General features: G+C 39.5%; 10 protein-coding genes. 5 read left to right on the top strand and 5 right to left on the bottom strand.

The features are described from left to right. The first annotated feature begins 225 nt into the window (after positions 1–225). The 4 genes from Q4534_RS20475 to Q4534_RS20460 all read left to right on the top strand — a co-directional run bounded on the left by Q4534_RS20475 (position 226) and on the right by Q4534_RS20460 (position 4,645). Positions 226–1,494 (top strand): peptidoglycan DD-metalloendopeptidase family protein, encoded by a 1,269-nt coding sequence (locus Q4534_RS20475; RefSeq protein ID WP_303615019.1) that lies wholly within the window; start codon positions 226–228, stop codon positions 1,492–1,494. Positions 1,495–1,615: 121 nt separating this feature from the next. Then, positions 1,616–2,728 (top strand): glycosyltransferase, encoded by a 1,113-nt coding sequence (locus Q4534_RS20470; protein ID WP_303615018.1) that lies wholly within the window; start codon positions 1,616–1,618, stop codon positions 2,726–2,728. 51 nt (positions 2,729–2,779) lie between these two features. Next, positions 2,780–3,562, top strand: a complete 783-nt coding sequence (rfbF, locus tag Q4534_RS20465; protein ID WP_303615017.1) for a glucose-1-phosphate cytidylyltransferase — start codon at positions 2,780–2,782, stop codon at positions 3,560–3,562. 24 nt (positions 3,563–3,586) lie between these two features. Continuing rightward, positions 3,587–4,645: an NAD(P)-dependent oxidoreductase gene (locus tag Q4534_RS20460; RefSeq protein WP_303615016.1), complete on the top strand. Its 1,059-nt coding sequence runs from the start codon at positions 3,587–3,589 to the stop codon at positions 4,643–4,645. A gap of 61 nt (positions 4,646–4,706) precedes the next feature. On the opposite strand, the gene Q4534_RS20455 is transcribed toward Q4534_RS20460, so the two are convergent. Beyond that, on the bottom strand, positions 4,707–6,002 hold the full coding sequence (locus tag Q4534_RS20455; protein WP_303615015.1) for an NAD(P)H-dependent oxidoreductase: 1,296 nt from the start codon (positions 6,000–6,002) through the stop codon (positions 4,707–4,709). After that, positions 5,999–6,538 (bottom strand): dTDP-4-dehydrorhamnose 3,5-epimerase, encoded by a 540-nt coding sequence (rfbC, locus tag Q4534_RS20450; protein WP_303615014.1) that lies wholly within the window; start codon positions 6,536–6,538, stop codon positions 5,999–6,001. The genes Q4534_RS20455 and rfbC overlap by 4 nt, the downstream gene beginning before the upstream one ends. A gap of 218 nt (positions 6,539–6,756) precedes the next feature. On the opposite strand from rfbC, the gene moeB reads away from it, so the two are divergent. Continuing rightward, positions 6,757–7,971: a molybdopterin-synthase adenylyltransferase MoeB gene (moeB, locus tag Q4534_RS20445; RefSeq protein ID WP_303615013.1), complete on the top strand. Its 1,215-nt coding sequence runs from the start codon at positions 6,757–6,759 to the stop codon at positions 7,969–7,971. A gap of 136 nt (positions 7,972–8,107) precedes the next feature. On the opposite strand, the gene Q4534_RS20440 is transcribed toward moeB, so the two are convergent. From Q4534_RS20440 to Q4534_RS20430, 3 genes are read right to left on the bottom strand one after another with little or no spacing between them, the layout of a single operon-like run. Continuing rightward, on the bottom strand, positions 8,108–10,465 hold the full coding sequence (locus Q4534_RS20440; protein ID WP_303615012.1) for an OmpA family protein: 2,358 nt from the start codon (positions 10,463–10,465) through the stop codon (positions 8,108–8,110). Positions 10,466–10,467: 2 nt separating this feature from the next. Continuing rightward, the gene (locus Q4534_RS20435) at positions 10,468–11,442 is read right to left on the bottom strand and encodes a type IX secretion system membrane protein PorP/SprF (protein WP_303615011.1); all 975 of its coding nucleotides are present in this window, start codon (positions 11,440–11,442) and stop codon (positions 10,468–10,470) included. A gap of 40 nt (positions 11,443–11,482) precedes the next feature. Beyond that, positions 11,483–14,425 carry a gliding motility-associated C-terminal domain-containing protein gene (locus Q4534_RS20430; protein ID WP_303615010.1) on the bottom strand — a complete coding sequence of 981 codons (2,943 nt, stop codon included), beginning with the start codon at positions 14,423–14,425 and terminating at the stop codon, positions 11,483–11,485. Positions 14,426–14,513: the final 88 nt, after the last annotated feature.

The raw sequence follows: 14,513 nt of genomic DNA, 5'->3' as shown, positions 1-14,513 counted from the left end.
TTATTTGCAAATAATCGCCAAAGATAATCATTCAGACTAGAGATTGCTATTTTTATCCTCAAGATAAAGCAATACAATTGAGGGAAATCACGTTTATTGACAATAAATATAATTTAGTTCTTGCAGGAAAAAATGTATATTCGCATAGGATACCCGATTTATATTGTAATTTACTAAGATATTCGACATTACAACCCCTACTAAATATTAATTACCCTAGAATTTATGAAAAAATATTGGACTTTCGGAGGATTATTTATCATTACTTGTATTGCATTTTGGATTTACGATGGAAAAGCTCCTCAAGTTCAGGAAGATAAATTGCAAGAATCAGAAGGATCTGCTCCCTTACCGAAAGAAGAAAATTTATTGTATGGAATCAATGTGGATGATGTAGACATAGTGGAAGGTGTGGTGAAACGGAACCAAACTTTGTCTACAATATTGGCCCCCTTTGATGTACCTTATCAAATAATCGATGAAATCGCTAAAAAGTCAAAAGACATATTCGATGTAAAAAAAATAGCATTCAACAAAAAATACACCGTCCTTACCCCAAAGGATTCCACGAAATCTAAATTTTTTGTTTACGAGCCCAATAGGACAGAATTTGTAGTTTTTAATCTTAGCCAACCGGAAATTTATAAAGAAAACAAGCCGATGGCAATCAACCGTAGAGAAATTGGAGGCAAAATCAGCTCTTCTCTATATGTAAACATGACTGAGTTGGGTCTGGGTCCTGATCTTGTTGATCAATTTGCAGATCTCTATGGCTGGGTGGTAGATTTCCAAAGACTCCAGAAAGACGATAAGTTCAAGGTTATTTTCAAGGAGCAGGTAGTTGAAGACCAAATTGTAGGCATCGAGGACATTGAAGCTGCCTACTTTGAACATATGGGGCAAGGATACCATGCCATTCCTTTTGAGCAAAACGGTGTCATATCTTACTTTGACGAAAAAGGGAACAGCCTAAAAAAAGCTTTCTTAAGAGATCCCTTAAAATTTTCCCGAATCAGTTCCAGATATAGTCTTAGTAGATTTCACCCCGTGCAAAAAAGATACAAAGCTCATTTAGGTACAGATTATGCTGCCCCAAGAGGTACGGAAATTCGTTCAGTAGGTGACGGAACAGTATTAGAGGCAACTTATAGAGGTGGCAATGGGAATTTCGTGAAAATCAAGCACAATGGCACCTATACCACCCAATACCTACACATGTCCAAAATTGGGAAGGGAATTAAAAAAGGGACCCGCGTAAAACAAGGCCAAGTGATAGGCTATGTAGGCAGCACAGGACTGGCTACAGGCCCACATCTTTGCTTTAGGTTCTGGAAACACGGCAAACAAGTAGATTGGTTAAAAGAAGATATTCCACCTGCAGAACCAATAGCAGAAGAAAACAAACTCGCATTTGAAAAGGTAAGACAAGAGAAAATTAACAAACTAACGGCCATTCAATATACAGAAAAAGTACCTTTACTGACGAGCAAATAGTGTAAAGTCAAGTAAATTTTCAACCCTACATATAGCAAATAATTTTAGTTTAAAACGAAAATGTTTCATTATATTTAAATATGAATACCCCTTATGTTCCCTCACAAAATTTTAAATTTTAATGAAGCCTAAGGTATTTTTGATTAATAATTACTCGATGGAAAGGGCTTATTCACTTTGGGAAAAGGGGATTAGTGGCAGCCATCATGTTTGGGGAAAGGTAGAATTGGACCAAAGAGGAAAGGTTGAGATGGTTGTATTTCCCCATGAGAAATACAAAATCCTCAATAAGATTGGCAGACTCTTTGGCATTGGTCACCTTGACCAACAAATTAGAGTTTTATTCAATCTCAAAAAATTCGACATTTTATATTCCCCGTATTCAAAATCAAACACCAAACTTTTACTCTTTTTAAAGGCCTTGGGCTTATTTAGAAAACCGATCGTTGTCACCATCCATCAACCGTTTTGGATGGGCAGGAATGAAAATTGGTTTTTCAGATTATACTCCAGGAATTATGTATTAAATTATTCCGCTTCTATTTTTTTGAGTAAAGCCCTCTTGGAAAAAACGGTAAAACTTCTAAACATCCCTGAAAAGGCCTATAAAGACAAGTTCAGCCTGGCCCAATGGGGACCGGATATGACGTATTACGAGCGCTATGCCACCCAACACAAAGCATTTGAAGATTGTGAGTACTTCATAAGTGCCGGCCATACCGACAGGGACTTTGAGACCCTCATCGAGGCATTTAGAGGCTTAGACTATAAATTAAAAATTTTCTGCACACCTAAAACCATTCCAAAAACGGTGGATATCCCTCCAAATGTGGAAGTAGACTGGGAGGTGACGCTATCCTATGACCTCGTGCCCTATTACCAGAATTCAATAGCTATTTTAATCCCACTTAAATACCCAATGCATAAAGAAGGATGTCAAGGAATGACAAGTCTTCAGGATGTGGTGACCTTTAGCAAACCGGTAATAATGACTCACAACCCATGCTTGAATTTGGATATTGAAGAGGAAGGGATTGGATATTGGGTGGACATGTATGATGTAAATGGCTGGAGGGAAAAATTAACAATTCTAAAGGAAAATAAGGACATTTGGCTTGAGATGAGTGACAAATCTCAATCAACCTTTAAAGAAAAATTTAATTCCAAAGTTTTCGCAGCACATCTTGAAAGTGTTCTCCTTTCTGTTTACAGTAAAGAGAAAGATGAACCATAGAAGCTATGTTTCTTGGCATTAAGTAATATTTCTACGTTTTTTATTTAACATATGAAGGCAGTAATTTTAGCAGGAGGTTTCGGCACTAGGATAAGTGAAGAAAGCTCGGTACGTCCTAAACCTATGGTAAGCATAGGGCAGAAACCAATAATTTGGCATATCATGAAAATCTACTCCTATTACGGGATAAATGAATTCATAATTTGCTGTGGTTATAAAGGGGAGGTGATCAAAGAGTATTTTTCCAATTACCACCTGCTCAAGTCTGATTTCACGATAGATTTAAGCAGCAATAAAATTGACATACACCATGCAACTTCCGAGCCTTGGAAAGTAACACTTGTGGATACAGGTCTTGACACCATGACCGGTGGGAGGCTAAAAAAAGTGAAAGAATACATTGGTGATGAAACATTCTGCATGACCTATGGAGATGGTGTATCGGATGTAAATATCCGTGAAGCCATTGCTTTTCATAAAAAAGAAGGAGCCTCCGCTACCTTGACAGCCGTAAAGCAACCTGGAAGGTTTGGAGCTTTTATTCTATCCTCAAAATCTGCCAGAATAGAAAATTTCAGAGAAAAACCTCAAGGTGATGGAAATGAAGGTGCCATGATCAATGGGGGCTTCTTTGTACTGGAGCCGAGGGTATTGGATTTGATAGAAAATGACCAAACCATTTGGGAAAGAGAGCCACTAGAAAAATTGGCCACAAACAATGATCTGGCCGCTTATGTCCACAACGGGTTTTGGCAAGCCATGGATTCTCTGAGAGATAGAAACTACCTGGAGGATTTGTGGAATCAAAGAAATGCACCATGGAAAGTTTGGTGATATTGACCTTTAAAACCATCAAAAATGAAAATACTTATCACAGGAAACATGGGCTATATCGGCCCTGTTTTAGTCAACCATCTAAAAAAAGCCTACCCAAATAGCACCATTATAGGGTATGATATAGGCTATTTTGCCCAGTGCATTACTAGCAATGGGGCTTTTCCGGAAGTGAATGTGGACCAGCAGGTTTTTGGAGATGTGAGAAATTTCCCGGAGAAACTACTAGAAGGCGTGGATACCATTGTGAACCTTGCCGCCATATCCAATGATCCAATGGGTAAAAAATTCGAAGAATTTACCTTAGATATCAACTACCGCTCTTGTATTAACCTGGCAAAAATGGCCAAAAAGGCGGGAGTAAAACATTTTGTTTTTGCTTCCAGCTGCAGCATGTATGGGGCCGCAGATGATTACCCAAAAACTGAAGAAGACAGCTTAAACCCACTTACCGCTTATGCAAGGTCAAAGGTTATGTCTGAAAATGACTTGATAAACCTGGCAAGTGAAAAATTTATCGTTACCTGTTTGCGTTTCGCTACCGCCTGTGGTTTTAGCCCAAGGTTACGTTTAGACCTGGTGCTCAATGATTTTGTAGCAGGCGCAATAGCTTCCGGGGAGATTTCAATTTTGAGTGATGGCACTCCTTGGCGAGCCATGGTACATGTAAAAGACATGTCAAGAGCCATTGAATGGGCTTCTATCCGAAAACTGACTAATGGCGGGTCTTTCTTGGCTGTCAATATCGGTACCAATAAATGGAACCATCAAGTTAAAACCATGGCATTGGCTGTTCAGGGATTGCTCCCGGGTATCAATGTGACAATCAATCAGGATGCCCCTGCTGACAAACGATCCTATAAAGTAAATTTTGACAAATTTGAAGCCCTAGCCCCGGACTTTCAACCCCAATTTGATTTGGAAAAAGCAATAATGGATTTGGAATCGGGAATGAAAAGTATTGGATTTAATGATGCTGAATTTAGGAGTTCAAACCTGATACGCTTAAAAGTACTTAACAGTTTCCAAGACCAAGGCTTGTTGAATGACAGACTAAATTGGACGAATAAATCACTTCTATAAACAGAGCAAAGGCTAAGTGAAGGGAAACACTTAGCCTTTGTATACCTCAAGTTTTTTTTGGCTAAAGATTAAAGAAATACTTGTTCTGTTCTGCTCTTAACTGATCACTTAACCTGGTTTCAGGCAATATTACGTCATCATAAGTTAAAACCTGATCCTTTGCCACATCTCGACGAAGTACACAGTCAACAGCCAAACCCAATGGCAGCAAACCCTCCTTCAAAGAAGTTGTCATATTTTCACATAGTCCATACGTCATATAATGACCTATCCCATCAATTTTCTCTCCTTTTTTAAGGTCTCTTTTTGCGGTAGTCACCACATCCACCATTGGCTTCTCAGGAGCAATCGTAGCATCATGAAACAACACCGCCCTTGCCACCGTAATGGGAACTTCAAAATGACACAAATGATAGGGGTTATAAAAACAATATAAAGGGCCTTCACCTACTTTATACAAGTTCAAATAATGTTTTTGGATTGGGTCATCAATTGTACCTAAAACGAAAACACCCGGCCCCGGGCTAGCCCCCACAATATAGTCTACAATTCCATTGCCTGCCAAGATATCCTCTAAGGGATATTCATCCATACATTCAGTTATGGGCTTTCCGGATGCTACCGTAGGTCCGTGCATACCTCTTTTGGCCACCCCCATTCCCGTAGCATTGGCAATTATCGCTTGTTCGAAAGAAATTTTGCTGCCATCAGCAAAGGAAGTAACCATGGCAGGTTTTTGCTTCCACTTCTTGGCAAAACCTTCCTGGGTGGTGGGATTTCTGTAAGGATCATGAAGCCCCTTGATATTTCCACAAAGCACCGGCTTTAATCCCAATTGCTTGACAAAACGAAATAAATTAAGGGTCACTCCCGGCTGATCTCCATCAGCATTGGTAAAGACCACTCCCTTTTTGTCTGCGTGTACTTTTAAAATCGGGCCAATTGTACCGTCAGTTTCTGCATTCATCATAATGATATGCTTACCATTATCAATGCAGTCTTGCGCAATCCTTGCCCCTAAATCCACAGCTCCGGTTACTTCTATGACTGCATCAATCCCTTCTGCTTTACAAATCAGAAAGGGATCGGTTGTGACAGCTCTTCCTCCTTCTTTTATCACCTGATTTAAAGCTTCCAAGTTGTCCACTTCTTGGGCATTTTCTTGCCCTGCTTTTTGATAAACATCCTTTGCTTTTGATAGGGTTCTATTGGCAATGGCCACTAGCTCCATACCTTGGGTGTATTGTTCAATCTGAAGGGCAATTCCTTGAGCCATAAATCCGGCACCTATCATCCCAACCCTTACAGGCTTGCCTTCTTCGGCTCTTTTTCGGAGCGCATTGTCAATAATTATCATAAGAATTGGTCGTTTAAATAAGGGTGGTTATTGTCTTTTTCGGAAATTACAGCCACATCGATCGGCCATTGGATATTGATCTTGGGATCATCCCATTTGATACCTTTTTCTGCTCCGGGTGCATAAAATTGTGACACAAAATATTGAATAGCCGTATTATCCTTCAAAGTGATAAAGCCATGAGCAAAATCTCTAGGAACAAATAGCATTCTATTGTTTTCCTCAGTAAGTTCAACTCCAATCCATTCCAAATAAGTTGGAGAGTCCTTCCTCAAGTCTACGATACAATCAAAAATTGCCCCCGAGGTACATTTTACAAGTTTGGTTTCCTCATAGGGTGTTACTTGATAATGCATGCCCCTTAAAGTGCCTTTTTTAGGATTAAAAGACATATTGGTCTGGGCAATATTTGATTCAATACCAACTTCATCAAACTCATTTTTGCAAAAAACCCTTCCAAAATACCCCCTTTCATCCTCAATCTTTTTCACATCAATGATGTAAGCACCTTTTAACTTAGTTTCTGTAAAAATCATAGCATAACTGTTTGTGAAAAATCTACAATACTAATTCCTACGAATTTAATATATTTTTTGAATGTAAAGGTTTATAAATATTTAGAATTAGTATTTAATTATCTTTAATCCACGAATGGTCGCAGGCTTATTTCTCCTTAAGAAATTCATCTTTTAGGTTTATTGAAAGCACTGCCATTACTGCAGATAATTATTAAGCAATTATAAGCAAGTTGAAAATGGATAAAACGCCCCTAGGCACAAATAGCAAAGCAAGTCCTAAACATAATAGCACGGAGAGCACCGCCGCTGAACTTTTTTCCAAAGAAGAATTGGCAAGGTACAACAGACATATTATTATTCCCGAATTTGGCAAAGAAGGCCAGACAAGGCTTAAAAAATCCAAAGTGCTGGTAGTAGGTTCCGGAGGCTTGGGAAGTCCAATGTTATTATACTTAGCGGCGGCGGGAGTAGGCACAATTGGAATCATCGATTTTGACAAGGTAGAGGATAGCAATTTACAAAGGCAGGTATTGTTTGGTACAGAAGATATTGGAATCCCAAAAGTCGATGCGGCTAAAAGAAGACTAAAAGCCATTAACCCTTTTATCAACATCGAAGTATACCATCAAAAATTAACTAGCGAAAATGCCTTGGAACTAATTTCCAAATATGATGTCGTGGCAGATGGCACAGACAATTTCCCCACCAGATACTTGGTCAATGATGCCAGTGTATTGGCAGGAAAAACGAACGTTTATGCATCTATCTTCCAATTTGAAGGTCAGGTATCAGTGTTTAACCTTTTAAAAGACGGAAAACGGGGACCCAATTACAGGGACCTATACCCATCCCCTCCTCCTGCCGGCTTGGTCCCAAGTTGTGCTGAAGGCGGAGTTTTAGGTGTATTGCCCGGTATAATTGGGAGTTTACAGGCCCTTGAAGTAATTAAAGTGATTACAGGGGTGGGTGATACTTTAAGTGGGCAATTGTACACTTTTGATGCTTTCTCATTTCAATCCAAAACTTTCAAAATAAAAAGTAAAGACAGCAACCCATTGAACGGAACGAAGCCTACCTTAACCAAATTAATTGATTATGAGCAATTCTGTAATCATGGACAAGTAGAAGAAAAAATTAAAGAAATAGACGTGGATGAATTATATGCCCTGTTGGCCAACAAGGAAAGCTTCCAATTGATTGATGTCAGAGAACAGCACGAGTTTGATCTGGTCAATATAAATGGAGACCACATCCCTCTTGAGGACATATCTGAAAATGCAGACAAGATTAAAAAAGACAGAAAAGTAGTGATCCATTGCAAAATGGGAGGAAGAAGTGCCAAAGCCATACGTGAGCTTGAATCCAAATATGGTTTCAATAATTTATTCAACCTGAAAGGAGGGATCGACGCTTACTTAAGGAAATACGATTCCAATTTCGACCAAGCATGACTCCAACCCTTCTTTATCGAATTGATTTTCAAAAAAATCAATTGTAGCTAAGCCAAAAAAGCCCTCCTCAATTGTCATGAGGAGGGCTTTTTTATTGGGTAAAACGTATTAAGATTTAAGGCTACCTATCAGAAAATTACTCTTCTTTTTTTGTCCAGCCTTTCTTCAATTTGGGCAAGCTTAACTCTGTACGCCTGTTTTCTTTATGCATATTAGGGGTACAAGGCTGCGCTCCACAATCGTTGATTGGTTTTTTCTTACCAAAATACTCATAGTTTAATCTACTAGGAGATATCCCCTTGTCTTCAAGGTATTTCTTCACCACAAGGGCACGTTTTTCAGAGAGTTTCTCATTGTATGCATCACTTCCTCTACTATCTGTATGCCCGGTAATTTCCAATCGATGGTAAAGCATTTCCCTAAGCATTAAAGCAACTCTTTCCAAAGCCATCATGTCATTGACAGATAGGCTGGCTTGATCGAAACCAAAATAAATGGTAGGTAAGTCTGCCGGTAACTGAATATTGCTAACGTCACATAAGTCCAGGTCTTGCATTTCAGGTGGCAGTTGATATGCTTTTCCTTCTTCGGGAAATGCTAGTAACAATAACTCTGTCCTTCTATTGACCTGATGTTGGTCTTCAGGACATGGCACCCCGTCACCACAATCATTGGCAGGTTCTTTTTCTCCAAACCACTCTGCTTCAATTCTCGATCTTGCGATACCAAATTGCCCTAAATAATCTCTCACCGCATCCGCTCTTCTTTCACTTAGTGCTTCATTGTACTCTTCACTGGCCCTTGCGTCAGTATGGGACCTAACGGCGATGTTTAAAAACGAATAAGATTTTAACAATTCAGCAACTTTGTCGAGAGATGGTTTGGCATCATCTCGTATGGTAGATTCGTCGAGATTATAAAAGACCAAATCCACATAAGCTGTCGTATTGTAAGGAACCCTTACCATTTGATAAGTCTTCTCTAGTGAAGTCTCTTTCAATCCTTTTGTGCTAAGTGACTTGTCATGAATAGAGAAATAGCCATCTTTCTTAATGACCATCTCGAAATCTTCTTCCGGGGCTACGGATGCCTCCAATTTACCCCTTCCGTCTTGCTTCACTTCTACATTGATCCTGTCCATACCTTCCATTAAGCTGACCTCTAGGTCACCTATCAACTGCTCTCCATCGCAACCAAGGATTAAAGCTTGAAAATCCTTATAGCGCGTTTCTACTTCAAAGATATCATCCCATCCCCTACTCTCGGGTCTATCTGATGAAAGTATGGTTTTGTTGTCTGATGTAATGAAAAAGCCGAAATCATCTTGGGGAGAATTGTAAGGAATACCTAGATTTTTTATCCCTGAAAAGCCTTTTCCCAAAACCCTTGCTTCAAATAAATCAAGACCGCCTAAGCCAACATGACCATCAGAAGCAAAGTACAATTTCCCTTCTCTGAGGTATGGATTACTTTCATTTCCTGCCGTATTGATTTCACTTCCTAAGTTAACAGGAGCTTGAAATTCAAAGTCGTCTGAATAATCCATATAATACAAATCAAAGCCTCCAAAGCCTCCAGGCATATCTGATGAGAAATACAGACGCTTTTCTTCTTCATCTACAAACGGAGTCTTCAAACTATATTCCAAGGGGGCATTAATAGTAAGCCCCTTAAAATCACTCAACTTACCTTCTTCATTGATACTACTGTAATAAATTTCCGAATGGACCTCATAGCTTCCCGACTTCCTAATTTCTCTACTGACTGTATAAAAAAGTACCGGAGATGCTTGTAAAACATAAGGGTCTGTTGAATGAAAAACATCCGGAACCGGTATGGAAAGTTTTGCAATCTCTCCTGAATCATCCATCTTATAGATGCTTAGGAAATCCCTACCTGTCCAATCTGATTTCTTGTTATAGTATTTGTAACTTTTGTCAATTCTTAGTCCTTTTTTATTTCGGTCCAATTCACCCCCTCTATCCGAAGAGAAATAAACTGTGCCCTTGCTGTCCTTTGTAAAGCCAAATTCAGCACTATTTGTATTCAAACCATCCACTCCAACTACAGCAGAATTGGGTTTGCTTCCATACCAAGATTTCAAAGAATCAAGGCTAAGGTTAGGTGCAACTGCTGCTCCATTCATTGAATCCAAAGCAAGGAAAACTGCATCACTATGATCGGCTTGGTTTGCTGCTGCTATATAAGCCAACCAATCATTATTTGTTGCATCCGGAAAGTTTACGACTTTTTTCCACCAATCATGGCTTTTCTGATAATCTCTTAAGAAGGTGAAACTTTCTGCTGCTCCTTTTGCTGCGGCATAAGTCGCTTTTTTATTATAGGCTTTTGTATAGCCATTCGCAGCTTCAAAATAATTAGATTCCGCAGCTTTGTGCTGGGCATACCTCAACAGTCCGCTTTGGGCCTGCACTTGGCAGACCATGGCGCTGAATAAAATTACAGGCAAGAAATAAATAAAAATCTTTTTCATATTTAGAACCATCTTGGGTTTTTCATATTCACTTTTCTTGGAGAGATGTAGTAACCTAAAGACATCTCATGGCTATTGTTTCGCAAACCATTGAAAGCATTGGTCTGCACGTCATAGGCATAACCCAGCCTAAGTTTTTCTGTAGCAAACAATTCTAAGATAAAGGCTACTGCATTTTTAGCAGAAAGACCGGGTGGCAAATCCGAAGCGCCTACTTTTAAGTTGGTTCGGTAGGAGGCTCCTGCCCATACCCTGTCCATGAATAAAAACATGCCATTGAGATCAAGGTTTGATGGGCCGCTCCCTCCATTTCGCATCAGGAATGAGGGCTTAAACTGAACTTGATCGGAAATTGGAAACAAGGCCCCTGCTGTCAAGTAATAATGTACATTATGATAAGCCAAAGCCATGGCCTCTTCTTCTAGTTTCTTTTTACCGATAAGATTATAGGCACTGAATCCTGCGTAAAACTTTGGGCTATGGAAAAAGATCCCGGTGTTCAAATTCGGTATAAAAACATTGATTCTCCCTTCAGGCAATTCTCCATCGCCAAAATCATTGGGATCAAACATGGTCCCATCAATGGCATATTCTGAAACTCCTCCACTTACCCCTATACCCAGGAAAGATTCATTCCCTGTTTGAATTCTATAGGCATAAGTCAATAAGGCTGTATTTGTTTTTGTAGCGCCAACTTCATCTGCCATAATAGAAGCGCCGAAACCCATAAGCCCCTCATTGGCACTTAAGTCTGCTGTGACAGTAAAAGTGGTGGGCGCTCCCGGTAAACTCCCCCATTGACTTCTATAGGTAGATTGAACATAATGTTCCCCCTTGTATCCCGCATAGGCCGGATTTACATGTAAGCCATTAAACATGTATTGGCTAAACTGAGGCAGCTGCTGGGCCATAGACGAATTAAGGCCTGCAGGAAGTAAAATCACCAAAAATCCAAAAACTCTAAAAATATTCTTCATCGAACTTATTATTTTAATGCTGCTACTATACACAAAATCATTATTTTATGACCTGAACCCAACCTTTATAGGTCTGTTCTTCACCACTATTGTCCGTAATAATCAGGACATAAAAGTAAGCTCCTGAATTAAGCCCTTCTGCGGCCCAATCATTATGATAATTCTCCATTTCAAAAACATGGTCACCATTTCGGTTAAGAATTGTCAAGGAGTTTTTGGCGAAATTTTGAATTCCTTTTATTTCAAAAGTATCATTTTTACCATCTACGTTCCCCGGGGTGATTACATTGGGTACAAAGAACCTAATGATTTGATTGGTATCACTGTCTTCTTTGCTTGTTGAAACATTATCCTGATTATCCGGTACTTCAACAGTCACGGTATTGGTCACCGTCCCTAAGCCCGTGGCTTGTACCCTGATGACATAAACCAGCTCTTCACCGGCAGCGATGGAAGCTACCGTCCAACTTATAGTATTGCCTGAAACTGTTGCCCCCGGATCTAAACCCGTAAATCCTAGAAACTCAACATTGGATGGCAATTGATCACTTACCACAACATCTTCAGCTGAGCTCAGACCATTATTGGTTAGTTTGATTTCATATTCAAATTCATTGCCTTCGTAAATGGCCTTACCAAATGATGTCTTGGAGATGCTAATGTCTACTTGCTTGGCAACTACTGTGACAGTAGGGGCAGTAACCTGATCTGTAAACTCACCAACACTGATGGTTGCAGTATTTACTTTTTCCCCTTTCTCTAATCCCATTGCTTCAATTTGAAAGCTTGCAGATTCTCCGGCACCTAGGGAGGCAATGATCCAATTCCCTTCAGTATCTTGTGCAGGTACTGTTCCCATGTTCAATAAACCTGAAGGTAAGGGATCTGCTACTTGCACGTTTGTTAAATCAAAGGCTGAATTATTGGTAATGCCAATGGTATAAGTAACCACTCCATCAATAGGGATTTCAGTGGCACTGGCAGTTTTATTTAATTCAAGTAATATCGGTCTAACAAGGATGGTAACTTTCGCTTGATCGCAGAACATTCTGTCTGTATTCTCACAAATTTCATAAACAAATGAATCTGTTCCTGAAAAATTAGTGTCAGGGGTATAAGTAATCAGTCCACCGTCGGCAATGGTAATTGCCCCATCAACAGGATCCTCTGTTATCAACAATGTTTCATCTAAAATAGCCCCGGAATTGGTGAAATCATTATCCAAAACAGCTATTGCGATGGATTCATTCTGATTGGTTACAACCTCGTCATCTTTGGCTTCTAACTTCACGTCCTGCAAGCTAAACCTAATTTCTCCCTCATCTTTATTGGAAGGATTAATGGTCTCTACTAGATCGTATAGCAATACATAATCCCCTTCAGGAAGACCTGTGGGTAGGGTAAGTGTGCCATCCTCAGCTAAACTAACACCTGTTAGTCCATCATTGTCTGTCAGAACAGAATGTACCCGATCTGAACTTACCGACTCACCATTGATTAGGTCATTGGTCAATACATTACCTATTTCTCCTGCCCTGTTGGCATTGATCGAACCATAATTGTCCGTTACAGCTTCTAAAACAGTAGGATTAACAGTAATTGATACGGTAGCTTGATCACATTTGGCCGGGTCCTCTTTGTCACAAATTTGGTATACAAGTTCGTAATTACCTGAGGAAATACCTTCCACGATATCAATTGATCCATCAACATTCAACACTATCTTGCCGTCAGAATCGTCACTAACAGTACTTAAGTTAACATTTTCGACCAAAGCAGGCAGCCCATTCAGCAAGTCATTGTCCAGTACATTTAGTATGGTTTCTTTACCAAAACTGTCATCAAGCTCAAAAGCATCATCCATCGCAATTGGAATGTATTCTATGACTTCAATGGTCACTTCGGCTTCATCAGAATCTCCTCCTCCGGTGGTGATTTTATATACAAGCTTGTATTCTCCCGGGGGAGTATTGGGAGCCACGTCTACGGTTCCATCCAAATTTAAAGTTACATCTGAAGTAGGGAAAGGGTTAACAATATCTAAGGTCACATCTATGGGGTTCAATGGAAAACCATTCAACTCATCATTGTCATAAACATTGAGTACTGCATCTCCTCCCAATTCGCTGTTTACTCTTTCTTTCAAATCCGGTGTAGCGGAAATGGCATTTACAAAGAACACCAGTTTACCATCCGGTTCATTTTCTGCAATGATTCTGATACCGAAAATTGGTTCTGTAGATTCAAAAATTGAAGGGGAAAAAAGAACCATGTACTGGGTTTGTGTAGGCACATTAGATACATGGTTAATCCCTGTATTCCATTGAAAGCCTCTTACCTGTATTCTCTTGGCTCCTTCAATAGGGTCCCCATTTCTATCTAATGCGATAAAATCAGTAGCTGAATTTCCATTCCGTTCTGTATAGAGTAAGTAACCTGAGGTCACCACCTGATCCCTGTATTCCAAGTCTACAAAAGCTTCCCCTTGGGGTATTGAAGGTTGACCATTAATGTCCCAATAGGACCGTATATCCGGGGTAGAAACAACCGTTTCAAGGCCACTAAAAAAATCATCATCCATATGACTGGTAATCGTATTGTCAGAATGGACAATTTGAATGGCATCAGACCTAATGGTCGCTGAACCTATTATCGGATTTGGATTTTCCACTGTTGGATTTCTAGTTGTGGCATATATCACTTTATCCGAATCGATCGTTATTGAACTGATCACCACAGGAACGTCTTCGGGGCTTGGGTTTTCATTCCCATCCGGCGAAGTCTGAATCAATTCATTTCCCTCAATGCTATACCGCACCTCAGAGATGGGGATATTGTTTTCAGTACCTGTAACGGTAACAGTTTGTGCAGAAGTCTGCCCAACAGCAACCATACCTAGCAAGAAAATAAATGAGATAAACTTCAAGTAATTTCTAAAAAAATAATTAAAATAAAGCTGTACCAATAGAATTAAACTTTTCATATAAAATTAAACTTAAAAACTAGTCACAACACACCTATACAAAAACAATAGAATTAAATAGTGTCCAAAAATAGGTTATTTATTCATA

It is taken from the genome of Cyclobacterium sp. 1_MG-2023 (genome assembly GCF_030546805.1).
Classification (GTDB): domain Bacteria; phylum Bacteroidota; class Bacteroidia; order Cytophagales; family Cyclobacteriaceae; genus Cyclobacterium.
The sequence above is the reverse complement of the archived record's forward strand: the minus strand, read 5'-3'. Positions and strand labels throughout refer to the sequence as shown.

Excerpts from the sequence above, each read along its gene's own strand:
- Q4534_RS20475 (WP_303615019.1), top strand. The coding sequence starts at position 226 with ATGAAAAAATATTGGACTTTCGGAGGATTATTTATCATTACTTGTATT.
- Q4534_RS20470 (WP_303615018.1), top strand. The coding sequence starts at position 1,616 with ATGAAGCCTAAGGTATTTTTGATTAATAATTACTCGATGGAAAGGGCT.
- rfbF (WP_303615017.1), top strand. The coding sequence starts at position 2,780 with ATGAAGGCAGTAATTTTAGCAGGAGGTTTCGGCACTAGGATAAGTGAA.
- Q4534_RS20460 (WP_303615016.1), top strand. The coding sequence starts at position 3,587 with ATGAAAATACTTATCACAGGAAACATGGGCTATATCGGCCCTGTTTTA.
- Q4534_RS20455 (WP_303615015.1), bottom strand. The coding sequence starts at position 6,002 with ATGATAATTATTGACAATGCGCTCCGAAAAAGAGCCGAAGAAGGCAAG.
- rfbC (WP_303615014.1), bottom strand. The coding sequence starts at position 6,538 with ATGATTTTTACAGAAACTAAGTTAAAAGGTGCTTACATCATTGATGTG.
- moeB (WP_303615013.1), top strand. The coding sequence starts at position 6,757 with ATGGATAAAACGCCCCTAGGCACAAATAGCAAAGCAAGTCCTAAACAT.
- Q4534_RS20440 (WP_303615012.1), bottom strand. The coding sequence starts at position 10,465 with ATGAAAAAGATTTTTATTTATTTCTTGCCTGTAATTTTATTCAGCGCC.
- Q4534_RS20435 (WP_303615011.1), bottom strand. The coding sequence starts at position 11,442 with ATGAAGAATATTTTTAGAGTTTTTGGATTTTTGGTGATTTTACTTCCT.
- Q4534_RS20430 (WP_303615010.1), bottom strand. The coding sequence starts at position 14,425 with ATGAAAAGTTTAATTCTATTGGTACAGCTTTATTTTAATTATTTTTTT.